20 protein-coding genes are annotated in these 21,162 nt (G+C 59.4%); 8 read left to right on the forward strand and 12 right to left on the reverse strand.

All coding sequences use genetic code 11. The annotated features are described in order from the left end of the window. The 6 genes from msrQ to LCH65_RS23120 all read right to left on the reverse strand — a co-directional run. The coding region (gene msrQ, locus LCH65_RS23095; RefSeq protein WP_003371382.1) for a protein-methionine-sulfoxide reductase heme-binding subunit MsrQ at positions 1–612 on the reverse strand (612 nt) is incomplete at its 3' end. Beyond that, on the reverse strand, positions 612–1,625 hold the full coding sequence (gene msrP / locus LCH65_RS23100; RefSeq protein ID WP_003430665.1) for a protein-methionine-sulfoxide reductase catalytic subunit MsrP: 1,014 nt from the start codon (positions 1,623–1,625) through the stop codon (positions 612–614). The genes msrP and msrQ, both read right to left, overlap by 1 nt. Positions 1,626–1,694: 69 nt before the next feature. Further along, positions 1,695–2,540 (reverse strand): CDP-diacylglycerol--serine O-phosphatidyltransferase, encoded by an 846-nt coding sequence (pssA, locus tag LCH65_RS23105; RefSeq protein ID WP_003371380.1) that lies wholly within the window; start codon positions 2,538–2,540, stop codon positions 1,695–1,697. A gap of 170 nt (positions 2,541–2,710) precedes the next feature. Next, positions 2,711–3,727, reverse strand: coding sequence for a ketol-acid reductoisomerase (ilvC, locus tag LCH65_RS23110; protein ID WP_002552076.1), 1,017 nt, complete (start codon positions 3,725–3,727; stop codon positions 2,711–2,713). A gap of 47 nt (positions 3,728–3,774) precedes the next feature. After that, positions 3,775–4,266 (reverse strand): acetolactate synthase small subunit, encoded by a 492-nt coding sequence (gene ilvN, locus LCH65_RS23115; protein ID WP_002552075.1) that lies wholly within the window; start codon positions 4,264–4,266, stop codon positions 3,775–3,777. 2 nt (positions 4,267–4,268) lie between these two features. Next, entirely contained in the window at positions 4,269–5,993 is a 1,725-nt protein-coding gene (locus LCH65_RS23120) for an acetolactate synthase 3 large subunit (RefSeq protein WP_003430666.1), read from the reverse strand. A gap of 397 nt (positions 5,994–6,390) precedes the next feature. Between LCH65_RS23120 and LCH65_RS23125 the strand changes: the two genes are divergently transcribed. Continuing rightward, complete coding sequence (locus LCH65_RS23125) at positions 6,391–6,807, forward strand: DUF4124 domain-containing protein (RefSeq protein ID WP_003371370.1); 417 nt, start codon at positions 6,391–6,393, stop codon at positions 6,805–6,807. A gap of 11 nt (positions 6,808–6,818) precedes the next feature. Here LCH65_RS23125 and LCH65_RS23130 read toward each other — a convergent pair whose 3' ends face one another. The 3 genes from LCH65_RS23130 to mrcB are packed head-to-tail and all read right to left on the reverse strand — an operon-like array spanning position 6,819 to position 10,230. Next, positions 6,819–7,148, reverse strand: coding sequence for a YqcC family protein (locus LCH65_RS23130; RefSeq protein WP_003371368.1), 330 nt, complete (start codon positions 7,146–7,148; stop codon positions 6,819–6,821). Beyond that, entirely contained in the window at positions 7,148–7,891 is a 744-nt protein-coding gene (locus tag LCH65_RS23135; RefSeq protein WP_044310159.1) for a lipoprotein, read from the reverse strand. Before LCH65_RS23135 ends, LCH65_RS23130 begins: the two co-directional genes overlap by 1 nt. 17 nt (positions 7,892–7,908) lie before the next feature. After that, positions 7,909–10,230, reverse strand: a complete 2,322-nt coding sequence (gene mrcB, locus LCH65_RS23140) for a penicillin-binding protein 1B (RefSeq protein ID WP_003371363.1) — start codon at positions 10,228–10,230, stop codon at positions 7,909–7,911. 130 nt (positions 10,231–10,360) lie between these two features. On the opposite strand from mrcB, the gene LCH65_RS23145 reads away from it, so the two are divergent. Both LCH65_RS23145 and LCH65_RS23150 read left to right on the forward strand, forming a co-directional pair. Next, a complete protein-coding gene (locus tag LCH65_RS23145) occupies positions 10,361–11,899 on the forward strand; it encodes a bifunctional aminoglycoside phosphotransferase/ATP-binding protein (RefSeq protein WP_003430670.1) in 1,539 nt (512 codons plus the stop codon). 100 nt (positions 11,900–11,999) lie between these two features. Beyond that, positions 12,000–12,344, forward strand: a complete 345-nt coding sequence (locus tag LCH65_RS23150) for a pentapeptide repeat-containing protein (RefSeq protein ID WP_003371360.1) — start codon at positions 12,000–12,002, stop codon at positions 12,342–12,344. 366 nt (positions 12,345–12,710) lie between these two features. On the opposite strand, the gene deoC is transcribed toward LCH65_RS23150, so the two are convergent. Continuing rightward, entirely contained in the window at positions 12,711–13,496 is a 786-nt protein-coding gene (gene deoC / locus LCH65_RS23155; protein ID WP_226439830.1) for a deoxyribose-phosphate aldolase, read from the reverse strand. Between the two features lie 226 nt (positions 13,497–13,722). Here deoC and LCH65_RS23160 point away from each other — a divergent pair, with 226 nt between their 5' ends. Further along, complete coding sequence (locus tag LCH65_RS23160) at positions 13,723–14,052, forward strand: Rieske (2Fe-2S) protein (RefSeq protein WP_058416318.1); 330 nt, start codon at positions 13,723–13,725, stop codon at positions 14,050–14,052. Between the two features lie 30 nt (positions 14,053–14,082). Here the strand turns inward: LCH65_RS23160 and sfsA are convergent, their stop codons facing one another. Continuing rightward, a complete protein-coding gene (gene sfsA / locus LCH65_RS23165; RefSeq protein WP_044310155.1) occupies positions 14,083–14,796 on the reverse strand; it encodes a DNA/RNA nuclease SfsA in 714 nt (237 codons plus the stop codon). Beyond that, positions 14,796–15,968, reverse strand: a complete 1,173-nt coding sequence (locus tag LCH65_RS23170) for a pyridoxal phosphate-dependent aminotransferase (protein ID WP_226439831.1) — start codon at positions 15,966–15,968, stop codon at positions 14,796–14,798. Before LCH65_RS23170 ends, sfsA begins: the two co-directional genes overlap by 1 nt. A gap of 348 nt (positions 15,969–16,316) precedes the next feature. Here LCH65_RS23170 and dksA point away from each other — a divergent pair, with 348 nt between their 5' ends. From dksA to LCH65_RS23190, 4 genes are all read left to right on the forward strand, one after another. Next, complete coding sequence (dksA, locus tag LCH65_RS23175; RefSeq protein WP_003430674.1) at positions 16,317–16,757, forward strand: RNA polymerase-binding protein DksA; 441 nt, start codon at positions 16,317–16,319, stop codon at positions 16,755–16,757. Between the two features lie 303 nt (positions 16,758–17,060). Next, a complete protein-coding gene (gluQRS, locus tag LCH65_RS23180) occupies positions 17,061–17,948 on the forward strand; it encodes a tRNA glutamyl-Q(34) synthetase GluQRS (RefSeq protein ID WP_046719946.1) in 888 nt (295 codons plus the stop codon). A gap of 98 nt (positions 17,949–18,046) precedes the next feature. After that, complete coding sequence (locus LCH65_RS23185; RefSeq protein WP_002552060.1) at positions 18,047–18,223, forward strand: hypothetical protein; 177 nt, start codon at positions 18,047–18,049, stop codon at positions 18,221–18,223. Then, positions 18,207–21,161 carry a sensor histidine kinase gene (locus LCH65_RS23190; protein WP_096120376.1) on the forward strand — a complete coding sequence of 985 codons (2,955 nt, stop codon included), beginning with the start codon at positions 18,207–18,209 and terminating at the stop codon, positions 21,159–21,161. The genes LCH65_RS23185 and LCH65_RS23190 overlap by 17 nt, the downstream gene beginning before the upstream one ends. Position 21,162: the final 1 nt, after the last annotated feature.

Consider the following 21,162-nt stretch of genomic DNA (forward strand, 5'->3'; position numbering starts at 1 on the left):
TACCGATCTGGCCTTCGCAGCGCCGCCCAGACGCGGGATTCGCCGAGCAAACACGGGAATCCGCAGCAACAACAGGAATGCACCTATCCCCGCATACAGCGCCCACTCTTTAAGGTCGGCCCGGACAATCCAGAACATATGCAGCAAACCCAGTCCCAGAATCACGTAGATGATCCGGTGCAGCTTTTTCCAGCGCGCCCCAAGACGACGCTGACTATAGCGGTTGGATGTCACCGCCAGCGCAAGCAGCCCAAGGAACGCCAGCGCACCGACGATGATATAAGGACGCTTGACCAGTTCGACACCCAACTGCCCCCAATCCAGCCCCAGAATGAACAGCGCGTACATTGTCAGGTGCAGCAGCGCATACGCAAAACACCATAGGCCCAGCTGGCGACGCACCACGATCCACCCCGACCAACCGGTCAGACGCTGCAACGGCGTCATGGCGAGTGTGATCAGCAGCATGACCAACGTCGCCACTCCGAAGTTCTCCACAAGGACCTTGCCGGGATCAGGCCCGAGCGCAAAGATCCATGCCTGGTACAACCACCACACAGGGGCAATGCAAGCGGCAAGAAATACAGCCAGACGCAAAAACGGATATCGCATCAATAGTCCTTCCGCAAATCCATGCCGGCATACAAGGAACCCACCTCTTCCTCATAGCCATTGAACATCTTCGTATCGCGCAGATTCGGACTGAACAGGCCGCTCGGCAAGCGACGCTCACGGGCTTGTGTCCAGCGCGGATGATCGACAGTCGGGTTGACGTTGGCATAGAAGCCATACTCGTTTGCCGCAATGCTTTGCCAGGTGGTCTTCGGCTGCTCACTGACCAGGCTGATACGCACGATGGACTTCACACTCTTGAAACCATATTTCCATGGCACCACCAGACGTAACGGTGCGCCATTCTGGTTAGGCAGCTCCCGTCCGTACATGCCCACCGCCAGAATCGCCAGAGGGTTCATCGCCTCGTCCAGACGCAGCCCTTCTACATAAGGCCAGTCGATCAGGGCAAAGTCCGAGCGCTGGCCCGGCATGGACTTGGCGTCTTCCAGCGTTTCAAAACGAATGTATTTGGCTTTGGAAGTCGGCTCTACCTGCTTGAGTAACGCAGAGATCGGAAAACCAATCCACGGAATGACCATCGACCAGGCTTCGACGCAGCGCAACCGGTAGATCCGCTCTTCCAACTGATAAGGCTTCATGAAGTCTTCGAGTGCATAACGACCAGGCTTGCCGACTTCACCATCGATCACGACACTCCAGGGCTCGGTCTGCAGAGAGCCCGCATTCTTGGCAGGATCGCCCTTGTCAGTACCGAACTCATAGAAGTTGTTGTAATGGGTCGCGTCCTTGAACGGCGTGATCGCCTCGTCCTTGACGTTGACCGCCTGCCACTTCGTGGAGGGCAGTTTGTCTGCGAACCAGCCCGGCGCTTTACCAGGCTCTACATCGGCATACCGCGACGCATCGGCGGCACCTGCCCAGCGCGGCATTGCTGTGACGGCGAGCCCCGCAAGCGAGCTGGCGAGCAATGTGCGTCGCGAGAGATAAATGGATTCAGGCGTGACGTCCGACTCTTTGGAGTCGGACGCAGAAGGAAGCTTGATTAGCATGATGACTCCGCAGGCCAGGGAACTGATGCACCTATAGACTACGGAGTATGGTGGAAATTAGATCTTTGACTAGGCCTTGCGGCGACGTAGCAGATACTGAATGGGGCCAGAAAGAGCGTACGCGAGGAATATCAGCAGCAAAATGCGCGGCGGGTCGCTGAATACGACAGCAAACACCAGGACCACCGCCAGAATCGCAACAAAAGGCACCCGCCCCTTCAAGTCCAGTTCCTTGAAGCTGTTGTACTTGATGTTACTGACCATCAGCATACCGGCGGCGGCGACCAGCAATGCGACGAGAAACGACAGCTTGGAGCCTTGAATCCCGAAATCGCTGAATGCCCAGACCGTGCCGGCCACCACACCTGCCGCTGCCGGACTGGCCAGGCCGATGAAGTAGCGCTTGTCAGCCTTGCCGACCTGAGTATTGAAGCGCGCCAGACGCAATGCAGCACCGGCTACATAGATGAAGGCAACCATCCAGCCGACCTTGCCCATGTCGCCCAATGCCCAGCCGAATGCCAGCAACGCCGGTGCCACACCGAAGGCAACCATGTCGGACAGCGAGTCGTACTCGGCGCCAAACGCACTTTGCGTGTTGGTCATGCGCGCAACACGACCATCCAGGCCGTCGAGCACCATGGCCACGAAGATCGCAATCGCAGCGAAGGCGAAATACTTGCTTGCCCCGGCAAAATCACCGGCGCTCATGGCGCTTTGCGCACTCATGGAGCTGATGATGGAGTAGAAACCCGCGAACAGATTCGCCGTGGTAAACAGGTTGGGAAGCAGATAGATACCCCGATGCCGGACCTGTCGGCCGTCGGCGTCATGGCCATCTTCCACGTGTTCATCGATAGGTAGCAGACTTTCAGCGTCAGAGGCCTTGATGGGCTCTTCAGGACGTTCGCTCATGGAGATTACCTTGCAGCGGTATGAAAAGGTTCGACACAGGTCTGCGGCGAGGGTTCGCCTGCAAACGATGCAGCTTTATACCAGAGCCTGACCCATAACGAAAAAGCGCGACCGATAGGTCGCGCTTTTTCCTGTGAACCAGCTGTAGTCCGGCGGTGAGCCGGAAAAGCTTAGTTCTTGTCTTTGTCGACGATTTTGTTCGCCGCGATCCAAGGCATCATCGAGCGCAGTTTTTCACCGATGATTTCGATGCCGTGCGCAGCGTTGTTACGACGCTTGGCAGTCATCGACGGGTAGCCGGTGGCGCCTTCGCTGATGAACATCTTCGCGTATTCGCCGTCCTGGATACGCTTCAGAGCGTTGCGCATGGCCTGACGGGATTCGGCGTTGATGACTTCAGGGCCGGTGACGTATTCGCCGTATTCGGCGTTGTTGGAGATCGAGTAGTTCATGTTGGCGATACCGCCTTCGTACATAAGGTCAACGATCAGCTTCAGTTCGTGCAGGCACTCGAAGTAGGCCATTTCCGGCGCATAGCCAGCTTCAACCAGCGTTTCGAAACCAGCCTTGACCAGCTCGACAGTACCGCCGCACAGAACAGCCTGCTCGCCGAACAGATCGGTTTCAGTCTCGTCCTTGAAAGTGGTTTCGATAATGCCGGTACGGCCGCCGCCAACGCCCGAAGCGTAGGACAGGGCAACGTTCTTGGCGTTGCCGGAAGCATCCTGATAAACCGCGATCAGGTCAGGGATACCGCCGCCCTTGACGAACTCGGTACGCACGGTGTGGCCGGGAGCCTTCGGCGCGATCATGATCACGTCGAGGTCAGCGCGCGGCACGACCTGATTGTAGTGAATCGCGAAGCCGTGGGAGAACGCCAGTGTTGCGCCCTTTTTCAGGTTCGGCTCGACTTCGTTCTTGTACAGCTGGGACTGGAACTCGTCCGGGGTCAGGATCATGACCAGGTCGGCAGCGGCAACGGCAGAAGCGACGTCGGTCACTTTCAGGCCATGCGCCTCGGCCTTGGCGACAGTGGCCGAACCTTTACGCAGGCCGACAGTGACATCAACGCCGGAGTCTTTCAGGTTGCACGCCTGGGCGTGACCTTGCGAACCGTAACCGATGATGGCGACTTTCTTGCCCTGGATGATCGAAAGGTCACAGTCTTTGTCGTAGAAAACTTTCATGGAAATCCCCTGTTATCTTGGCCACGCAGGCCATTTGCTTAATTGATTTAAATGCTCAGCACTTTGTCGCCACGGGCAATGCCCGTTACGCCACTGCGTACTGTTTCCAGGATAGCGGCGGTGCCGATGGCCTGAATGAAGCTGTCCAGTTTGTCGCTCGTGCCGCTCAGCTGCACGGTGTAAACGCTGGCGGTCACGTCGACGATCTGCCCGCGGAAGATATCCGTGGTGCGCTTGATCTCGGCACGCTGCGCGCCAGTGGCCTTGACCTTGACCAGCATCAGTTCGCGCTCGATGTGAGCGCTTTCCGACAGGTCGACCAGCTTGACCACTTCGATGAGCTTGTTGAGGTTCTTGGTGATCTGCTCGATCACCTCATCATGACCTACGGTGGTGAGCGTCAGACGCGACAGGGTCGGGTCTTCGGTCGGCGCAACCGTCAGGCTTTCGATGTTGTAATTACGCTGGGAGAACAGACCGACGACGCGCGACAGTGCACCCGGTTCGTTTTCCAGCAGCAGGGAAATGATATGGCGCATGATTATGTCCGCTCCGTCTTGCTCAACCACATATCGCGCATGGAGCCGTCCTTGATTTGCATCGGATAGACGTGCTCGGTCACATCGACCTGAATGTCCATGAACACCAGCCGGTCAGTCATGGCAAAGGCTTCTTCCATCTTCGGCTTCAGATCCTTCAGGTCAGTGATACGCATGCCGACGTGGCCATAGGCCTCGACCAGCTTGACGAAATCAGGCAGCGACTCCATGTAGGAGTGCGAGTGACGCGCGCCGTAGCTCATATCCTGCCACTGGCGGACCATGCCCAGCACACCGTTGTTGAGCAGAATGATCTTCACCGGCAGGCCGTACTGCAGGCAGGTCGACAGTTCCTGGATGTTCATCTGGATGCTGCCTTCACCGGTCACACAGGCAACGTGCGCATCGGGGAAGCTCAGCTTGACGCCCATAGCAGCCGGGAAGCCAAAGCCCATGGTGCCCAGACCGCCGGAGTTGATCCAGCGGTTCGGCTTGTTGAAGCGGTAGTACTGCGCAGCGAACATCTGATGCTGGCCGACGTCCGAGGTGACATAAGCGTCGCCCTTGGTGACTTCGCACAGCGTTTCGATAACGGCCTGCGGCTTGATGACCGTGCCATCGCCACGGTTGTACGGGAACAGATCACCCGTACCGCGCCACTCGTCAATCTGCTTCCACCACGCGGCAACGGATGCCTTGTCGGGTGTCTCGCCGATCTCTTTCAAGGTGGCGACCATTTCGGTCAGCACGCTTTCGACAGGACCGACGATAGGCACGTCGGCCTTGATGGTCTTGGAGATCGAAGCCGGGTCGATATCAATGTGGATAATCTTGGCGTTCGGGCAGAACTTGCTGGCGCCGTTGATGACACGGTCATCGAAGCGCGCGCCGACGGCCAGAATCACATCGGTGTGGTGCATCGCGAGGTTGGCGGTGTAGCTGCCATGCATCCCGAGCATGCCGACGAACTGACGATCCGTGCCCGGATAGCAGCCAAGCCCCATCAGGGTATTGGTTACCGGTGCATCGAGCAGTTGCGCCAGTTCGGTCAGTTGCGCCGAAGCATTGCCCATGATCACTCCGCCACCGGCGTAGACGATCGGGCGCTTGGCCGCCAGCAGCATTTCGACGGCCTTGCGGATCTGACCGGAATGGCCACGAACCGCCGGGCTGTAGGAACGCAGCTTGGCTTTTTTCGGAAAGACGTATTCGAATTTTTCGGCCGGGTTGGTCATGTCCTTCGGAATATCGACGACCACCGGGCCTGGACGACCGGACTGTGCCAGGTAGAACGCCTTCTTCAGGACTTCCGGGATTTCCGACGGGTGCTTGATCATGAAGCTGTGCTTCACGATCGGCCGGGAGATACCGATCATGTCGGTCTCCTGGAACGCATCGGTGCCCACCAGCGTACTGGCTACCTGACCGGACAGGACCACCATCGGAATGGAGTCCATGTACGCCGTGGCGATACCGGTAATGGCATTGGTTGCACCAGGACCCGAAGTCACCAGCACCACGCCCGCCTTGCCGGTCGCCCGCGCATAGCCATCAGCCATGTGCGTGGCAGCCTGCTCGTGGCGAACAAGGATGTGGCTCACCGCCGGTTCTTTGAACAGGGCATCGTAGACATGCAGGAGGGCACCACCGGGGTACCCATAGATATGCTCAACGCCTTCGTCACGCAAAAAGCGGACGACCATTTCAGCGCCAGATAAAAGCTCCACGTTGTTCACCTCTAAAACGCCAGAATACCGCCCACTCCGGGACGGGTCTTAATAGGTTTACTGCCAGCAGAGCATGAGCGACGGTGGTCGCCGACTACGTCAGCACTGACTGAGCAAGTATTGGGAGGTCCCTGAGTGTTGCGGAACATTCCCACCCAGCGCGAGGTAACGCGTTGCGGGTGTTACAGGTCGGCGCGGGTGTGCGCCTCATGATCTACCGAGAGGGTCTGCTTCTGGCAGTCCTTCTACAGCGAACTTTGGATTGTTGTGATTCCCCCCCTTCAAGTCAAGCGATCCGTGCGCTTTCTTGACACCCGACGAGTGAAATCGCACCGTTTCGGACTGAAATGCACTGTTATGGTAGCTTTCTGCATGCACAGACTTTCAAGGACCCGACATGCACTGGATGATTCTCGCCGCTGCGCTGGCCATCAGCGCAACCAGCCAGGCCGCTTCAATCTATAAGTGGGTGGATGCCCAGGGTGTGACGCACTTCGATGCCCAGCCGCCTACTGGTCAGCAGGTACAGGAAATCAATGTGCAGACACCGCCACCTGCCGCCGCGCCGGGCATGCCAGCGGACGACGGGGCTGCGCAGCAACGCGAGATTGACCAGAAAGTCAAAAGCCAGGTGAAGGCTCAGGAAGCCAAGCGCGCGGAAAGTTGCGAGACCTTGCGCACCAATCTCGCGCAGTTGCAGAACAATCCGCGCGTGCGTGAGCAGGTGGGAGGGGAATCGAGGCGCCTTACGGATGAGAACCGCAAGACGCGTATCGAAGAAACCAACAGGGCTATCAGCGAATACTGCCGATAGAAGCGCGCCGATCAGCGCGCTGCTGTAATCAGCTGGTCGAACCGCGCCAGATGCGCTTGCAGTTGCCGGGTTTCAGTCATGCACCCGGCATAGACCATCTCGGCCATTTCCAGAATGCCGGAAGCATTGGGCAATGGCAGGTCGCGTTCAAGGATGACCTTCATCCGCGGCAGGAAAATCCATTGCAGCCACTGGGCGAACTCCAGAGTATCGACGCTGAACGGTTCCTGACTGGCGAGCGCCTGCTCGCTGGGCGGTGTCGTATCCCACCAGCCCAGCAAGCGCAACTCGCGCTCTATCAACAACAGTTGCTCGGCAACCTCAGGCAAACGTCCGTCCATCAGCGAGCCTTTTGACGAGCCAGGGCGGCACCGGCCGCATCACCCTGCTTTTCGCGTGACTGAGCGATCAATCCCCACAGGCTGGCCTGAAGGCTGGTGCGTCCGTTGGCGTAAGTCAGACCACGACGTGCCAGTTGCTCGGCCTGGGCCGCATCGCCCTGAGCCAGACGAACCTGAGCCAGACGATAGAGCACTTGCGGCTCACGCGGTGCAACCCGCTGCGCACGCTCGAGACTGGACGACGCGCCATTGAGATCGCCGCTGCTCTGCTGTTGCTGCGCGGTGGTCAGCAATGCCAGTACAGGACCATCAAGCTGTTCGTCCTCCGACAGACCGCCACCGCTGGACGGGATTCCGGTCGGGGCAGAGGCAGCCGGCATGCTGTAACTGTTATTCGCAGGAGCCTGACTGACCGGGGCCTGATTGACCGGGGCGGCATCGACAGGCGGAGTGTTGACACTGAACGGCGCCTGAGTGGCTGGCGCAGAGAAACTCTGCCCGGCATCAGCACCACCCGCGCCCGGCACCATCACTACGACGCCCGAGTCCTGCGGTACGGCTTGCGGCTGCTGTTGCACCGGCGCGGTGTTGGTGCGGTAAGTACCGTTACGCGAAGCGGCCGCACGTTCGCCGTTGGACACCTTGGAGCTCGAATCCACGACCGGAATCGAGCCGCGTTCCACACTGGCGCAGCCGTTCAGCAAGGCCAGTGCCGTTAAAGCTGGAATCCACCATTTATTCACTTCAAAACCTCGATTGCCTAGTTCAACCAACCCTTGACCCAGTCCATCACCTCAGTGGCAGGTGCCGGAGCGCCGCCGCATGTCGCGCCGGGCTGGGGCTCACTGCCGCGAATATACGGCATCTGCACGGCATTCGGGCAGCTTGCATCCGAACCCTGACCGGTCTGTGCATCGACCCACGCCTGAACGACGTTGTCCGGCATCGCCATGTCCAGCGGCAGCGGACCGGCCTTGCGCATGAAACTGGTCCAGACCTGCAGGGCACCGGTAGCACCGGTAAACGGTGTCTTGCCGTTGTCATCGCGGCCCATCCACACCACGGCCAGCAGGTCCTGACTGAACCCGGCAAACCAGCTATCGCGAGAGTCGTTACTGGTGCCGGTCTTGCCTGCCAGATTCAACGAGCTCGGCAACACGTTGTAAACAGATTTGCCCGTACCTTCGCGCATCACCCGCTGCATCGCATTCTGCACCAGGTATATGGCACCCGGATCGAAGCGCTGTTCAATCTGGAACGGATAACGTTTGAGCGGCTCGCCTTCAGCGGTGAGCACACTGCGAATACCGCGCATCGGCGTATTGAACCCACCGCTGGCAATGGTCTGATACATGGTGGCCACTTCCATCGGACTCAAGCCACCCGCACCCAGCAGCATCGACGGATAGGCAGGCCATTCGCGCGTCACACCCAGCTTGGCGAGGGTCTTGAACACGTTTGGAATGCCCAGCTCAAGACCCAGCTTGGCGGTCGAAAGGTTGTACGAATGCGCCAGCCCCTGATACAGAAAGATATTGCCGTGTGACTTGCGATCGTAGTTCTGTGGTTTCCAGATCTGGCCATCGGCGCCTTTGACCTGAAACAGTTCGTCGGCGATCCAGCTGGTCAATGTGTACTGGCTTGGCCGTTCGAGTGCCGTCAGGTAGATAGCCGGCTTGACCAGCGAGCCGATCGGCCGTACCGCGTCGATCGCCCGATTGAAGCCCGAGAACCCGGCCTCACGCCCGCCGATCAACGCCTGTACTTCGCCGGTTTCAGGGTTGGTGACGACCATGGCCGACTCCACCTCGTCAGAGCCCTTGCGCCCGGCGAGCTTCTTGAATGTATCGTCCATGGCAGCCTGGGACTTCATCTGCAGGATCGGATCGAAGCTGGTAAAGATCCGCAACCCTTCTTCGGTCAAGTCTTCGTCACGATAGTCTTCGCGCAGCTGACGCTTGACCAGATCGAGGAACGCCGGAAACGAACTGTCGGCGAGGGTCCCGGTCTTGGTCACACCCAGTGGCATTTTCTTCGCAGCGGCAACCACTTCCGGAGTAGCGACGCCCTGCTGCTCGAACAGGTCGAGCACCAGATTGCGACGCTCCAGAGCACGCTCCGGATTGCGACGCGGGTTGTAGAAGGAAGGCCCTTTGACCAGACCGACCAGCATCGCCACCTGATGGATTTTCAGTTCGGAGAGCGGCTGGCTGAAGAAATACTGGCTGGCCAGACCGAAACCGTGAACGGCACGCTGGCCGTCCTGCCCGACGAACACTTCGTTGAGATAGGCCTCGAGGATTTCCTGCTTGCTGTAATGGATCTCCAGCAGAACGGCCATCATGGCTTCGGTCAGCTTACGGGTGAGGCTGCGCTCGTTGGTCAGGTAGAAGTTCTTGACCAACTGCTGGGTCAGCGTGCTGCCGCCCTGGCGCATCTGCCCCTGTGAGGTATTGACCCAGATCGCCCGGGCAATGGACTTGGGCGACACGCCGAAGTGGTGATAGAAATCCCGGTCCTCGACCGCTACCAGCCCGTCGAGCAGATAGGGCGGCGCCTGATCCAGCTTGATCAGGATCCGGTCTTCCAGATTCTTCGGGTAAAGACCGCCGATCAGCAAGGGTTCAAGCCGCGCCACCGCAAGCTTGGCTCCATTGCCCGACGACAGGTCGGCTACGTAGTCACCGGAAAAGCGCACGCGAACCTGCTGCGCTGCGTCAGTGCCTTCGTAGAACTGGAAACCACGTGTGTTGAGGTCGACGGTATTGCCGTTCACCGCTGCGGCGCCGGGCCCGTTCGCCACGCTTTCGCGGCGATAGCCCAGGGCGTCCAGCTCGATGAGAAAGTCATCGCGGCTCAGCTTCTGTCCGACGAAAAGTTCCAGCGGCCGTGCATAGACCTTGGCCGGGATGGTCCAGCGCTTGCCGGAGAATTTTTCCTGGACGATGGCATCCAGGTAAATGGCCAGGCCGCCCAGCAGAACCAGGCCGACAATACCAAGCTTCAGCGCCCAGCCCAGCCACTTGTTAAGGCTGCGGGGAGGTTGTTTTTTTGCAGAACGAGAGGTGCGGGATCGAGTCATGGGCGCGGATTATACGCACTTTACCGAGGATCGACAGACGCCCGAGTCAGCGGTTTGCAGCCTCGCGCCAAGCGGCCATAATGGCGGCATCGTGTACTTACATTTTGAACACATTCCTGAAGGATCGACCGTGAGCCAGTCTTTGATTGCTGCCCTGCAGAACCCTGCCCTCTTCCCCCATCCGGTGGAGAGTTTCCAGGTCATTGAAACGCACATTTCCTGGGTGCTGCTGACGGGTCCATACGCCTACAAATTCAAAAAACCGATGAACTTCGGCTTTCTGGACTTCACCACGCTGGCCCTGCGCAAGCATTTCTGTGAGGAAGAGTTGCGCCTGAATCAGCGCCTGACCGACGACCTCTACATCGAAGTCCTGCCGATCACCGGCACAGCGGACGCGCCGCAACTGGGCGGCGACGGCGAAGCCATCGAATACGCGCTGAAGATGAAGCAGTTCTCGCAGGACGGCCTGCTGAGCACACTGCAGGCCAACGGTGAAGTGACGACTGCGCACATCGACGAACTGGCGCACCAGATTGCCGGTTTTCACCTGACCTCGCCGCAGGTCGGGGCTGAAAGCGAACTCGGCTCGCCTGACAGCGTGATGGCCCCGGTGGTACAGAATTTCGAGCAGATTCGCCCGCTGATCAGCGAAAAATCCGACCTGGCACAGCTTGATGCCCTGCAGGCGTGGGCAGAGTCGAGCTTTGCGCGACTCAAGCCGCTGCTGTCTCACCGCAAGGCCGACGGGTTCATCCGCGAATGCCATGGCGACATTCATCTGGGCAACGCGACGGTGATTGATGGCAAGGTCGTGCTGTTCGACTGCATCGAGTTCAACGAGCCGTTCCGCAAGACCGATGTCTACGCCGACATCGGCTTTCTGGCAATGGACCTTGAAGACCGTGGCCTGAAGTCGCTGTCGCGGCGCTTGATCAGTCAGTACCTGGAAGTCACCGGCGACTATGCAGGCCTGGAGCTGTTGAATTTCTACAAGGCCTACCGCGCAATGGTTCGTGCCAAGGTGGCGTTGTTCAGCCAGCCAGCCGATGCCGACGGCTTGCAGCGCGCAGCGACGCTTCGTCAATACCGCAACTATGCCAATCTGGCAGAGAGCTACAGCGCCATCCCTTCACCGTTTCTGACGATTACCCACGGTGTCTCTGCCGTCGGCAAAAGCCACGTTGCGATGCGTCTGGTGGAATCGCTGGGCGCCATCCGCCTGCGCTCGGACGTAGAGCGCAAGCGCCTGTTTGCCGGCCAGAATCAGGATCTGTACGACGCGCAAGCCAGCGGCGCAACCTATGCGCGCCTGCATGAGCTTGCTACCGCAACCCTGCGCGCGGGCTTCTCGGTGGTGATCGATGCCACCTACCTGAAGCGCGAGCAGCGCGATGCGGCGGCAAAGATTGCGGAAAACACCGGTGTGCCGTTCCTGATTCTGGATTGCGAAGCGCCACAGGCTGTGATCGCTGGCTGGCTTGCGCAGCGTCAGGCGCAGGACAACGATCCGTCTGACGCGACGCTGGAAGTCATCGAGGCTCAGCAGGCCAGTCGCGAGCCGCTCGGCGCCGACGAGATCCTGCGCAGCAAGAAGGTTGCAACCAACGTCAGCAGCGACCTGGACAGCCTTATCGACAACCTGCGCCAGCGCCTGCCGGGCCTGTAAAAAGACACATGGCCGTTGAGCGGTTAACGCTTCACGGCCTCAAGATGATGGCGATATAATGGCGCCATAATTCCAACGCAATGACATGTGCGAGGCCATCATGAGCCACCCCAAACAGATCGACTCACCGCTTTATATGCTGCTGCGCAAAGATGATGTCGAAGGTTTCAATCAAGAGAAACCACGAACCGGCACCATTGATATGGTCGGGGGCGACTTCAGGGGGCTGGACCTTCGCGCGCTGGACACCGCCAATATCGACTTCACCGACGCTTATTTTCGCTCTGCCGACCTTCGTGGCCTGGACCTGCGCAATACACCGATGGAAGGTGCGAGCATCGCTCACGCTCAGATTTCAGGGGTGTTCTTCCCGGCTGAGCTCTCGGCTGACGAGATTCTGATGTCGGTGAATTTCGGCACGCGCCTGCGCTACCGTACCCACTGATACCGCAAAAACGTTGCAGCCTGCATGCGCGATGCACGGCAGGCTGGCGATGTATTGTCCTGCTTTCACCCCTTCTTCTCTCGCATGAGCAGCCCCGTCGCCACTGACGCTACGCTGTGCCCCGCACTTTTTAATCCTTGAATACCCTGCCTGGATCATAAGCAGGCACCGGCGCCCGTACGACCAAAAGAAATGTTGACTTACAAATGAGAATCGTTATGATTATCACATCCGGTCGCGAGACTGGACGGTAGCCTGAAAGACCTTGGTTCGGACTTTCAGATTATCTCCTCATCAGGCTAATCACGGTTTTTGACCCGGCTCTTTGCCGGGTCTTTTTTTGTCCGGCGCAAAACCAACGAACACTCAAAAACCATCGCCGCCGCCATGCGACTCAAGCAGGCCCAGTCTTGCCAGCAAATCGTCCAGCAAGCTCGATCCTCCCAGCCGTAAACGCCCGGCGTTGATCCATTGCAGACCAAACCGGGCGCGGACCAGAGCCATGTAAACACGTGTCTCGTCGAACGTACGGATCCCGCCTGCAACCTTCAGCCCCACCTGCCCGCCTACGTCCGCAATCGACTCCAGCATGACCCGTGCAGCCTGCGGCGTGACATGCGTGGCGGCCTTGCCGGTGCTGGTCTTGATAAAGTCGGCGCCTGAGACGATTGCATCGCGGCACGCATTGAGGATCATTTGCGAGTCGCGCAAGTCACCGGTTTCAAGGGTCGCTGTAAGCCTGACCTGCCCGGCACACAAGGCCGAACACGCCGAGATCATCGCCAGGCCGGGTTGCCGGTCTCCGCCGAGCAGCGCGCGAAAGGGGTAGACGACGTCGATCTCGTCCGCGCCCGCCATCAGCGCAGCGCATACCTGCGCGATGACCGACTGAACATTGCTGCTGCCATGAGGAAAATTGACCACGGCGATGACCTTGATGTGACGAGCCTGTAGGCGATCCAGCGTGGTGCGCGCCAGGCACACGAAACGTTGCTGGACGCTGACCGCTGCGACCGGTCCCACAGGCGTGCATGCACGCCGACAGATGCCGACTATGCGCTGCTCCGTGTCATCTGTATTGAGGGCGAACAGCTCAAGCAGCCCGATGACCTGACGCGCCAGTCGCTCATCATCTGCTGTCATCTCTTTCATAGTGTTTCCGCTCTGCAAAACATGAGCCGACGATATACGGCTGCAAGGCTTGCGGGCGCGGGCGGTGCGCTTAGAGACGAAAGCTACAAAAAGACAGGAAAGGACCGACGCAGCCTGTAATGACCTCAACGTAACGCAGCGCATCGATCCGAAGAAAATGCCAGACTTGTCCGATCAGGCATCAACCCAAAAACTGGCCCCCGAAGAACCGGCCTATGGAGGCTTCTTGATATTCCTCTGCACTTCAAGCCACCTGCCCGAAGCTCACAGCAAAGGCTTCGAGCTGGGCGAACATGCGTTGTTTGCCGTGCGCCGTCAGGGAGAGGTCTTCGTCTACAAAAACCGCTGCCCGCATCGCGGCGTTCCCCTGGAATGGCAACCTGATCAATTTCTGGACAGCAGCGCAAGCCTGATCCAGTGCGCTACGCATGGAGCATTGTTTCTGATCGAGAACGGCGAATGCGTGGCCGGGCCTTGTGAAGGCCAGTCCCTGACCGTCATCAAAAGCCGTGAAGACGCCGAGGGCATCTGGGTGTCGCTGCAGTTGGATGCATGAAGGGGACTGAACCGCCTGTACCCGGATGCCTCAATCCAGCCCGAGTACTTGCAGACGCCGGTCAATAAAGATCTCTTCAGACGTCAGTTGCGCACCGTAGGCAAGAATTTGCACACCGGCATCAACGGCTTCACGCAACGCCGCTGCGTAGGCAGGATCAATCTCCTGCGCAGGCCGCACAGCGTCCACACCGGTGAGATTGACGCAATACAACAGCACGGCGCGCACGCCTTCGCGCGCCAGCGTCGCCAGTTCGCGCAGGTGCCGCGCGCCACGCTGGGTCACCGCATCGGGGAATGCCGCCACGCTGGAACCATCGAACCCCAAAGTGACACTTTTTACTTCCAGGTACAGGTAGCCATCCGGGTACTCCAGACGAAAGTCCACACGGCTTTTTTCCTGGCCGTAGGCCACCTCGCGCTTGAGCGCCGTGAAACCCGTCAGTTCGCTGATGACCCCGGCGCGCAAGGCCTCTTCAACCAGCGTATTGGCCCGTCCGGTATTGATACAGGCCAGGCGACCCTGCGGGGTTTCGCTGATTTCCCAAGTGCCCGGCAGTTTGCGCTTGGGGTCATTCGAGCGACTGAACCACACGCGCCCGCCGGGCATCATGCAGTTGAGCATCGACCCGGTGTTAGGGCAGTGAATGGTCAGCAACTCACCGCTATCGGTTTCGATATCAGCGAGAAAACGCTTGTAACGCACCAGCAGACGACCCTGTTCAAGCTGCGGAGAAAAACGCATCAGACGCCCCAGCTACGCAAACCGCGAGCGATTCGCTCGACCGCCTGTTCAAGGCGCGGCAGGCTTTGCGTATAGGCAAAGCGCACGTGGTGCCCGGCCTGGAAACGGCCGAAGTCCAGCCCCGGTGTAAAGGCGACGTGCTCGGTTTCCAGAAAGTGCCGGCAAAAGGCAAAGGCATCACCGCCAAACGCGGAGATATCCGCATACAAATAGAAGGCCCCTTCCGGCTCGACGGCGATACCGAAACCCAGCTCGCGCAGCGCTGGCAGCAGAAAGTCCCGGCGGCGGCCGAACTCGGCGCGCCGTTGCTCGAGTATGGTCAGTGTCTGCGGCTCAAAACAGGCAAGCGCCGCATGTTGCGCCATGCTCGGCGCGCTGATGTAGAGGTTCTGGGCCAGTTTTTCCAGATAGGCCACCGCATCCTGTGGTGCGACCAGCCACCCCAAACGCCACCCGGTCATGCCGAAATACTTTGAAAAACTATTGAGAACGAAAGCGTCGTTATCCACTTCCAGCACGCTACTGGCATCCACACCGTAGGTCAGGCCGTGATAGATCTCGTCCACCACCAAATGGCCATTGCGGGCTTTCAGTGCCTGAGACAAGGCTGCCAGTTCGTCACGACTCAATAGAGTGCCGGTCGGATTGGCCGGCGATGCCACCAGCGCGCCGACACTGTTCGGGTTCCAGTGCGTGGCCACCAGCTCGGGGGTCAGTTGATAGCGCTCCTGCGGACCGACCGGCACCAGTTGCGCCTCGCCTTCTATCAACCGCAAAAAGTGTCGATTGCACGGGTAGCCAGGGTCGGCCAGCAACCAGTGTTTGCCCGGATCAACCAACAGACTGCTGGTCAGCAATAAGGCGCCTGAACCGCCCGGCGTGACCAGAATCCGCTGAGGATCGATGTCGACGCCGTAACGCTGAGCATAAAACCCGGAAATGGCCTCACGCAGTTGCGGCAGACCGCGCGCGGCGGTGTAGCGCGTTTTGCCGTCTGCCAGCGCCGCCTGGCCAGCCTTTATGATGGGCTGCGCAGTGGTGAAATCGGGCTCGCCGATTTCAAGGTGAATAACGTCATGACCCGCCGCCTGCAATTCATTGGCACGCGCCAGCAATGCCATGACATGAAAAGGTTCTATGGCGCGACTGCGCGCACTGTAAGGCTGGCTCATGGATATTCCTTTATAGGGCGGGTGTTAAAACATGATTGTCATCACGGCGCGCCATGATTCTACCCAACCACCCGCCCGACGGTGCGTTTGCGAACTGAAAAACCCGGTTTCCAAACGCTGAATAAAAGAAAGCTACGACGGTGCACAGCGGCTAGAGTTCATTTGGATGGAGGGCAGATGCGAAATGGCCATCTCCACAAGAAGACGGCGTCGTCATGCTCGACAACCGGGAGTAGCGCACTCCGATTTGATCTGGTAAGTTCGCCCGCTTGCAGCTGCAGGGCCGACGGGTGTCGGTGATGGAACAATCCTGCGCAATAGATTAGAAGAGTGAGAGGCGGTCCAGACATGCCCACCCCAGAAAAGCAACAGAACCATCTAATCAGCGGCTTTGAGCCCTACGTGGAAACGAAGGGTGAAGAGTACATGGGCGAGCCGATGCGCGCGCACTTCACCAAGATCCTGAACAAGTGGAAGAAGGACTTGATGCAAGAGGTCGACCGAACGGTAGACCATATGAAGGACGAAGCTGCCAACTTCCCGGACCCGGCAGACCGTGCCAGTCAGGAAGAAGAGTTCAGCCTTGAACTTCGTGCCCGCGATCGCGAACGCAAGCTGATCAAGAAGATCGACAAGACGCTGCAACTGATCAAGGACGAAGAATATGGCTGGTGCGAATCCTGCGGCGTAGAGATCGGCATCCGCCGTCTTGAGGCTCGCCCGACTGCAGACCAGTGCGTCGACTGCAAGACCCTTGCAGAAATCAAGGAAAAACAGGTCGGTAAATGACTTGGGGCCGCCTTTGACTGAAAAGACGCTTCGGCGTCTTTTTTTGTGCCTGTTGAAAGCACGATGACGGCGAATCCTGTTCCCACTCCGTGCTCATCGCTGTCCACAGTCCAACTGACTCCCATGCGCTCTTTGATCGCGATGGCACTGACGACGCAGAGTGCGACGTTAGTGACGGCACTGCTGTGTGACGCAGAGCGTCATGAACTGCACGCCAACGCTGAGCATTGACACAAGACTCTGCATAACCACCCACTGCGTTCCACTTGCCCGCCCAAGCCCGTCACCCGTAACATCCCGCCCATGAAAAAACCGGCCTATATCGGGCGCTTTGCGCCGACTCCCAGTGGTTACCTGCACTTTGGCTCGCTGGTCGCAGCCCTCGCTTCCTATCTCGATGCGCGTGCGGCAAACGGTCAGTGGCTGCTGCGTATGGAGGATCTCGACCCGCCGCGTGAAGTGGCCGGCGCGCAGGCGGGGATTCTCGAGACGCTTGAGCGCTACGGTTTTGAATGGGACGGCCAGATGGTGCGGCAAAGCGAACGCCATGACGCTTACGCCGAGATCCTCCAGCGCTGGTTCAATCATGGCCTGGCCTACGCCTGCACCTGCTCGCGCAAACAGCTTGAAGACTTTCAGGGTGTCTATCCGGGTTTCTGCCGCAATGCAGGGCATTCTCCGGAAAACGCCGCCATCCGCATTCGCGTACCGGAGCTGGAATATCGCTTCGAAGACCGGGTTCAGGGCCTCTTCAAAATGCACCTGGGGCGCGAAAGCGGTGACTTTGTGATCCGCAGGCGCGATGGTCTGTATGCCTATCAACTGGCCGTGGTCATTGACGACGCCTGGCAAGGCGTCACCGATATCGTCCGCGGTGCCGACCTGCTCGACTCGACACCCCGCCAACTGTACCTGCAGGAACTGCTGGGCCTGCCCCAACCGCGCTACCTGCATGTGCCGTTGATCACCCAGCCTGATGGTCACAAGCTGGGCAAGTCCTATCGTTCCCCGCCACTGCCGGCCGACCAGGCGACGCCGCTGCTGCTTCGGGCCTTGCGAGCACTGGGGCAACCGCTCGATGCACACATGAGCGATGGCACCGCGCAGGAAGTGCTTGCCTGGGGCATCCGCCACTGGAACGCTGACCTGATACCCCGACTGCGCAATATTGAAGAAGCCCGGATAGACTGATCCAGAGCGGTCGCCGCAAACTGCGACGCAAGGATACTTGCAGGTTATCCGGCATCCGTTAACATGCCGCTCCTCATCTACCAGCGCAGGGAGACCAGATGTACATATACCGGTTGGTTTTGCTTCTGGTGGTCGGCATTTATCTGTTCTCTCCAGCCATCATGGACTGGTGGATCGATGCCACCGGTGCCTGGTATAGGCCCTACATGTTGTGGCTGATCCTGATTGTGGTGACGTTCATTCTGCAGAGCCAGCGAGATGCCGATGAGCTTTAGTCTGACGCAGATGCTGCTGGTCAGCGCCGCCTACCTGCTGGTGCTGTTCGGTGTGGCCTGGGTCAGCGAACACGGTCTGATTCCGCGCTGGATCATTCGTCACCCGCTGACCTACACCCTGTCACTGGGTGTCTACGCCAGCGCCTGGGCGTTTTATGGCACGGTTGGTCTGGCCTATCAGTATGGCTACGGCTTTCTGTCCAGTTATCTGGGGGTGTCCGGGGCCTTCCTCCTCGCGCCGGTGTTGCTTTACCCGATCCTCAGAATTACCCGTACCTACCAGCTGTCATCACTGGCCGATCTGTTCGCCTTTCGTTTTCGCAGCACCTGGGCCGGCGCGCTGACCACCGTATTCATGCTGATCGGCGTGCTGCCACTGCTGGCCTTGCAGATTCAGGCGGTCGCCGACTCCATCGGCATTCTGACCCGCGAGCCGGTGCAGGACCGGGTCGCAGTGGCGTTCTGCGCACTGATCACCCTGTTCACGATTTTCTTTGGCTCACGGCACATCGCCACGCGCGAGAAACACGAGGGCCTGGTGTTCGCCATCGCCTTTGAATCGCTGATCAAGCTGATCGCCCTGGGCGGCGTCGGTCTGTACGCCTTGTATGGCGTGTTCGACGGCCCGCAACAACTGGAACTGTGGCTGCTGCAGAACCAGACCGCCCTCGCCTCGCTGCACACGCCTTTGCAGGAAGGCCCGTGGCGCACGCTGCTGCTGGTGTTCTTCGCCTCGGCCATCGTCATGCCGCACATGTACCACATGACCTTCACGGAAAACCTCAACCCGCGCTCGCTGGTCAGCGCCAGTTGGGGTCTGCCGCTGTTTCTGCTGTTGATCAGCCTCGCAGTACCGCTGATCCTCTGGGCAGGTCTCAAGCTCGGCGCCACCACCAGCCCGGAATACTTCACGCTCGGCATCGGGATCGCCGCCAACAGCAAGTCTCTGGCCCTGCTCGCGTATATCGGCGGGCTGTCGGCGGCCAGCGGGCTGATCATCGTCACCACGCTGGCGTTGTCCGGCATGGCACTCAATCACCTGGTGCTGCCGCTGTATCAGCCACCCGCCGAGGGCAATATCTACCGCTGGCTGAAGTGGACGCGACGCGGACTGATCGTGGCGATCATCGCCTTGGGTTACGGCTTCTATCTGATGCTCGGCGCGCAGCAGGATCTGGCCAATCTGGGCATCGTCGCCTTCGTTGCGACCCTGCAATTCCTGCCGGGTGTGCTGTCGGTACTGTACTGGCCGACCGCCAACCGGCGCGGCTTCATCGCCGGGCTACTGGCCGGCATTTCGGTCTGGGCGGTCAGCATGCTATTGCCGCTGATCGGCAACCTGCAGGGCTTCTATATTCCCTGGCTGAACATGATCTATGTGCTGGACGACACCAGTTGGCACATGGCAGCCATCGCCTCGCTGGCCGCCAACGTCTTGCTGTTCACCCTGATCTCGCTGTTCACCAATGCCAGCCCTGAAGAAGCCGGGGCTGCCGAGGCCTGCGCGGTCGATAACGTACGCCGCCCGCAACGCCGTGAACTGCATGCCATCTCGCCGCAGGAGTTCGCCACCCAACTGGCCAAACCGCTGGGCGCGAAAGCCGCGCAGAAGGAGGTCGAGCAAGCGCTGCGCGATCTCTACCTGCCGTTCGACGAGCGCCGTCCCTATGCCCTGCGCCGCCTGCGCGACCGCATCGAAGCCAACCTGTCCGGGCTGATGGGCCCCAGCGTAGCGCAGGACATGGTGGAAACCTTTCTGCCGTACAAATCGGGCAACGAAAAATACGTCACCGAAGACATACATTTCATTGAGAGCCGGCTTGAGGACTACCACTCGCGCCTCACCGGTCTTGCCGCCGAACTCGATGCCTTGCGCCGCTACCACCGCCAGACCCTTCAGGAACTGCCGATGGGCGTCTGCTCGCTGGCCGAAGATCAGGAGATCCTGATGTGGAACAGGGCCATGGAAGAACTGACCGGAATCGTCGCCCAGCGCGTGGTCGGTTCGCGACTGGAAACCATTGCCGAGCCGTGGAAGGGCCTGCTGACCGGTTTTACCAGCCTGCCCGATGAGCATTTGCACAAGCAGAAGCTCGGTCTGGACGGCCAGACCCGTTGGCTCAATCTGCACAAGGCAGCCATTAACGAGCCCCTGGCGCCGGGCAACAGCGGCCTGGTGGTGCTGGTCGAAGACCTGACCGACACGCAAATGCTCGAAGACAAGCTGGTGCACTCGGAACGTCTGGCAAGTATTGGCCGACTGGCCGCCGGTGTGGCGCACGAAATCGGCAATCCGATCACCGGTATTGCCTGTCTCGCCCAGAACCTGCGCGAAGAACGCGAAGAGGACGGCGAGCTCAAGGAAATAAGCAGCCAGATCCTCGAGCAGACCAAGCGCGTATCGCGCATCGTCCAGTCATTGATGAGCTTTGCCCACGCGGGCGCCCATCAACATAGCGACGAAGCCGTTTGTCTGGCCGTGGTGGCTCAGGATGCTATTGGTCTGCTGGCGCTGAACCGGCGTAATTTCGAAGTACAGTTCTACAACCTGTGCAACCCTGAGCACTGGGCTGTCGGCGATCCGCAGCGGCTGGCGCAGGTGTTGATCAATCTGCTCTCCAATGCCCGCGATGCCTCCCCGGCAGGCAGTGCAGTCAGGGTCAGAAGCGAAGTATCCGAGCACACTGTGGACTTGATCGTCGAAGACGAAGGCAGTGGGATTTCAAAGGCAATCATGGACCGATTGTTCGAGCCGTTCTTCACCACCAAGGACCCTGGCGAGGGAACCGGACTTGGCCTGGCGCTGGTCTATTCCATCGTTGAAGAGCATTATGGACAAATCACTATCGACAGCCCGGCCGATCCCGAGCAGCAGCGTGGAACCCGAATCAGGGTGACCTTGCCACGCCATGTCGACGCGACGTCCACCGCGAACTGAG

Source organism: Pseudomonas sp. MWU16-30316, assembly GCF_020515645.1.
In the GTDB taxonomy this organism is placed as follows: domain Bacteria; phylum Pseudomonadota; class Gammaproteobacteria; order Pseudomonadales; family Pseudomonadaceae; genus Aquipseudomonas; species Aquipseudomonas cerasi.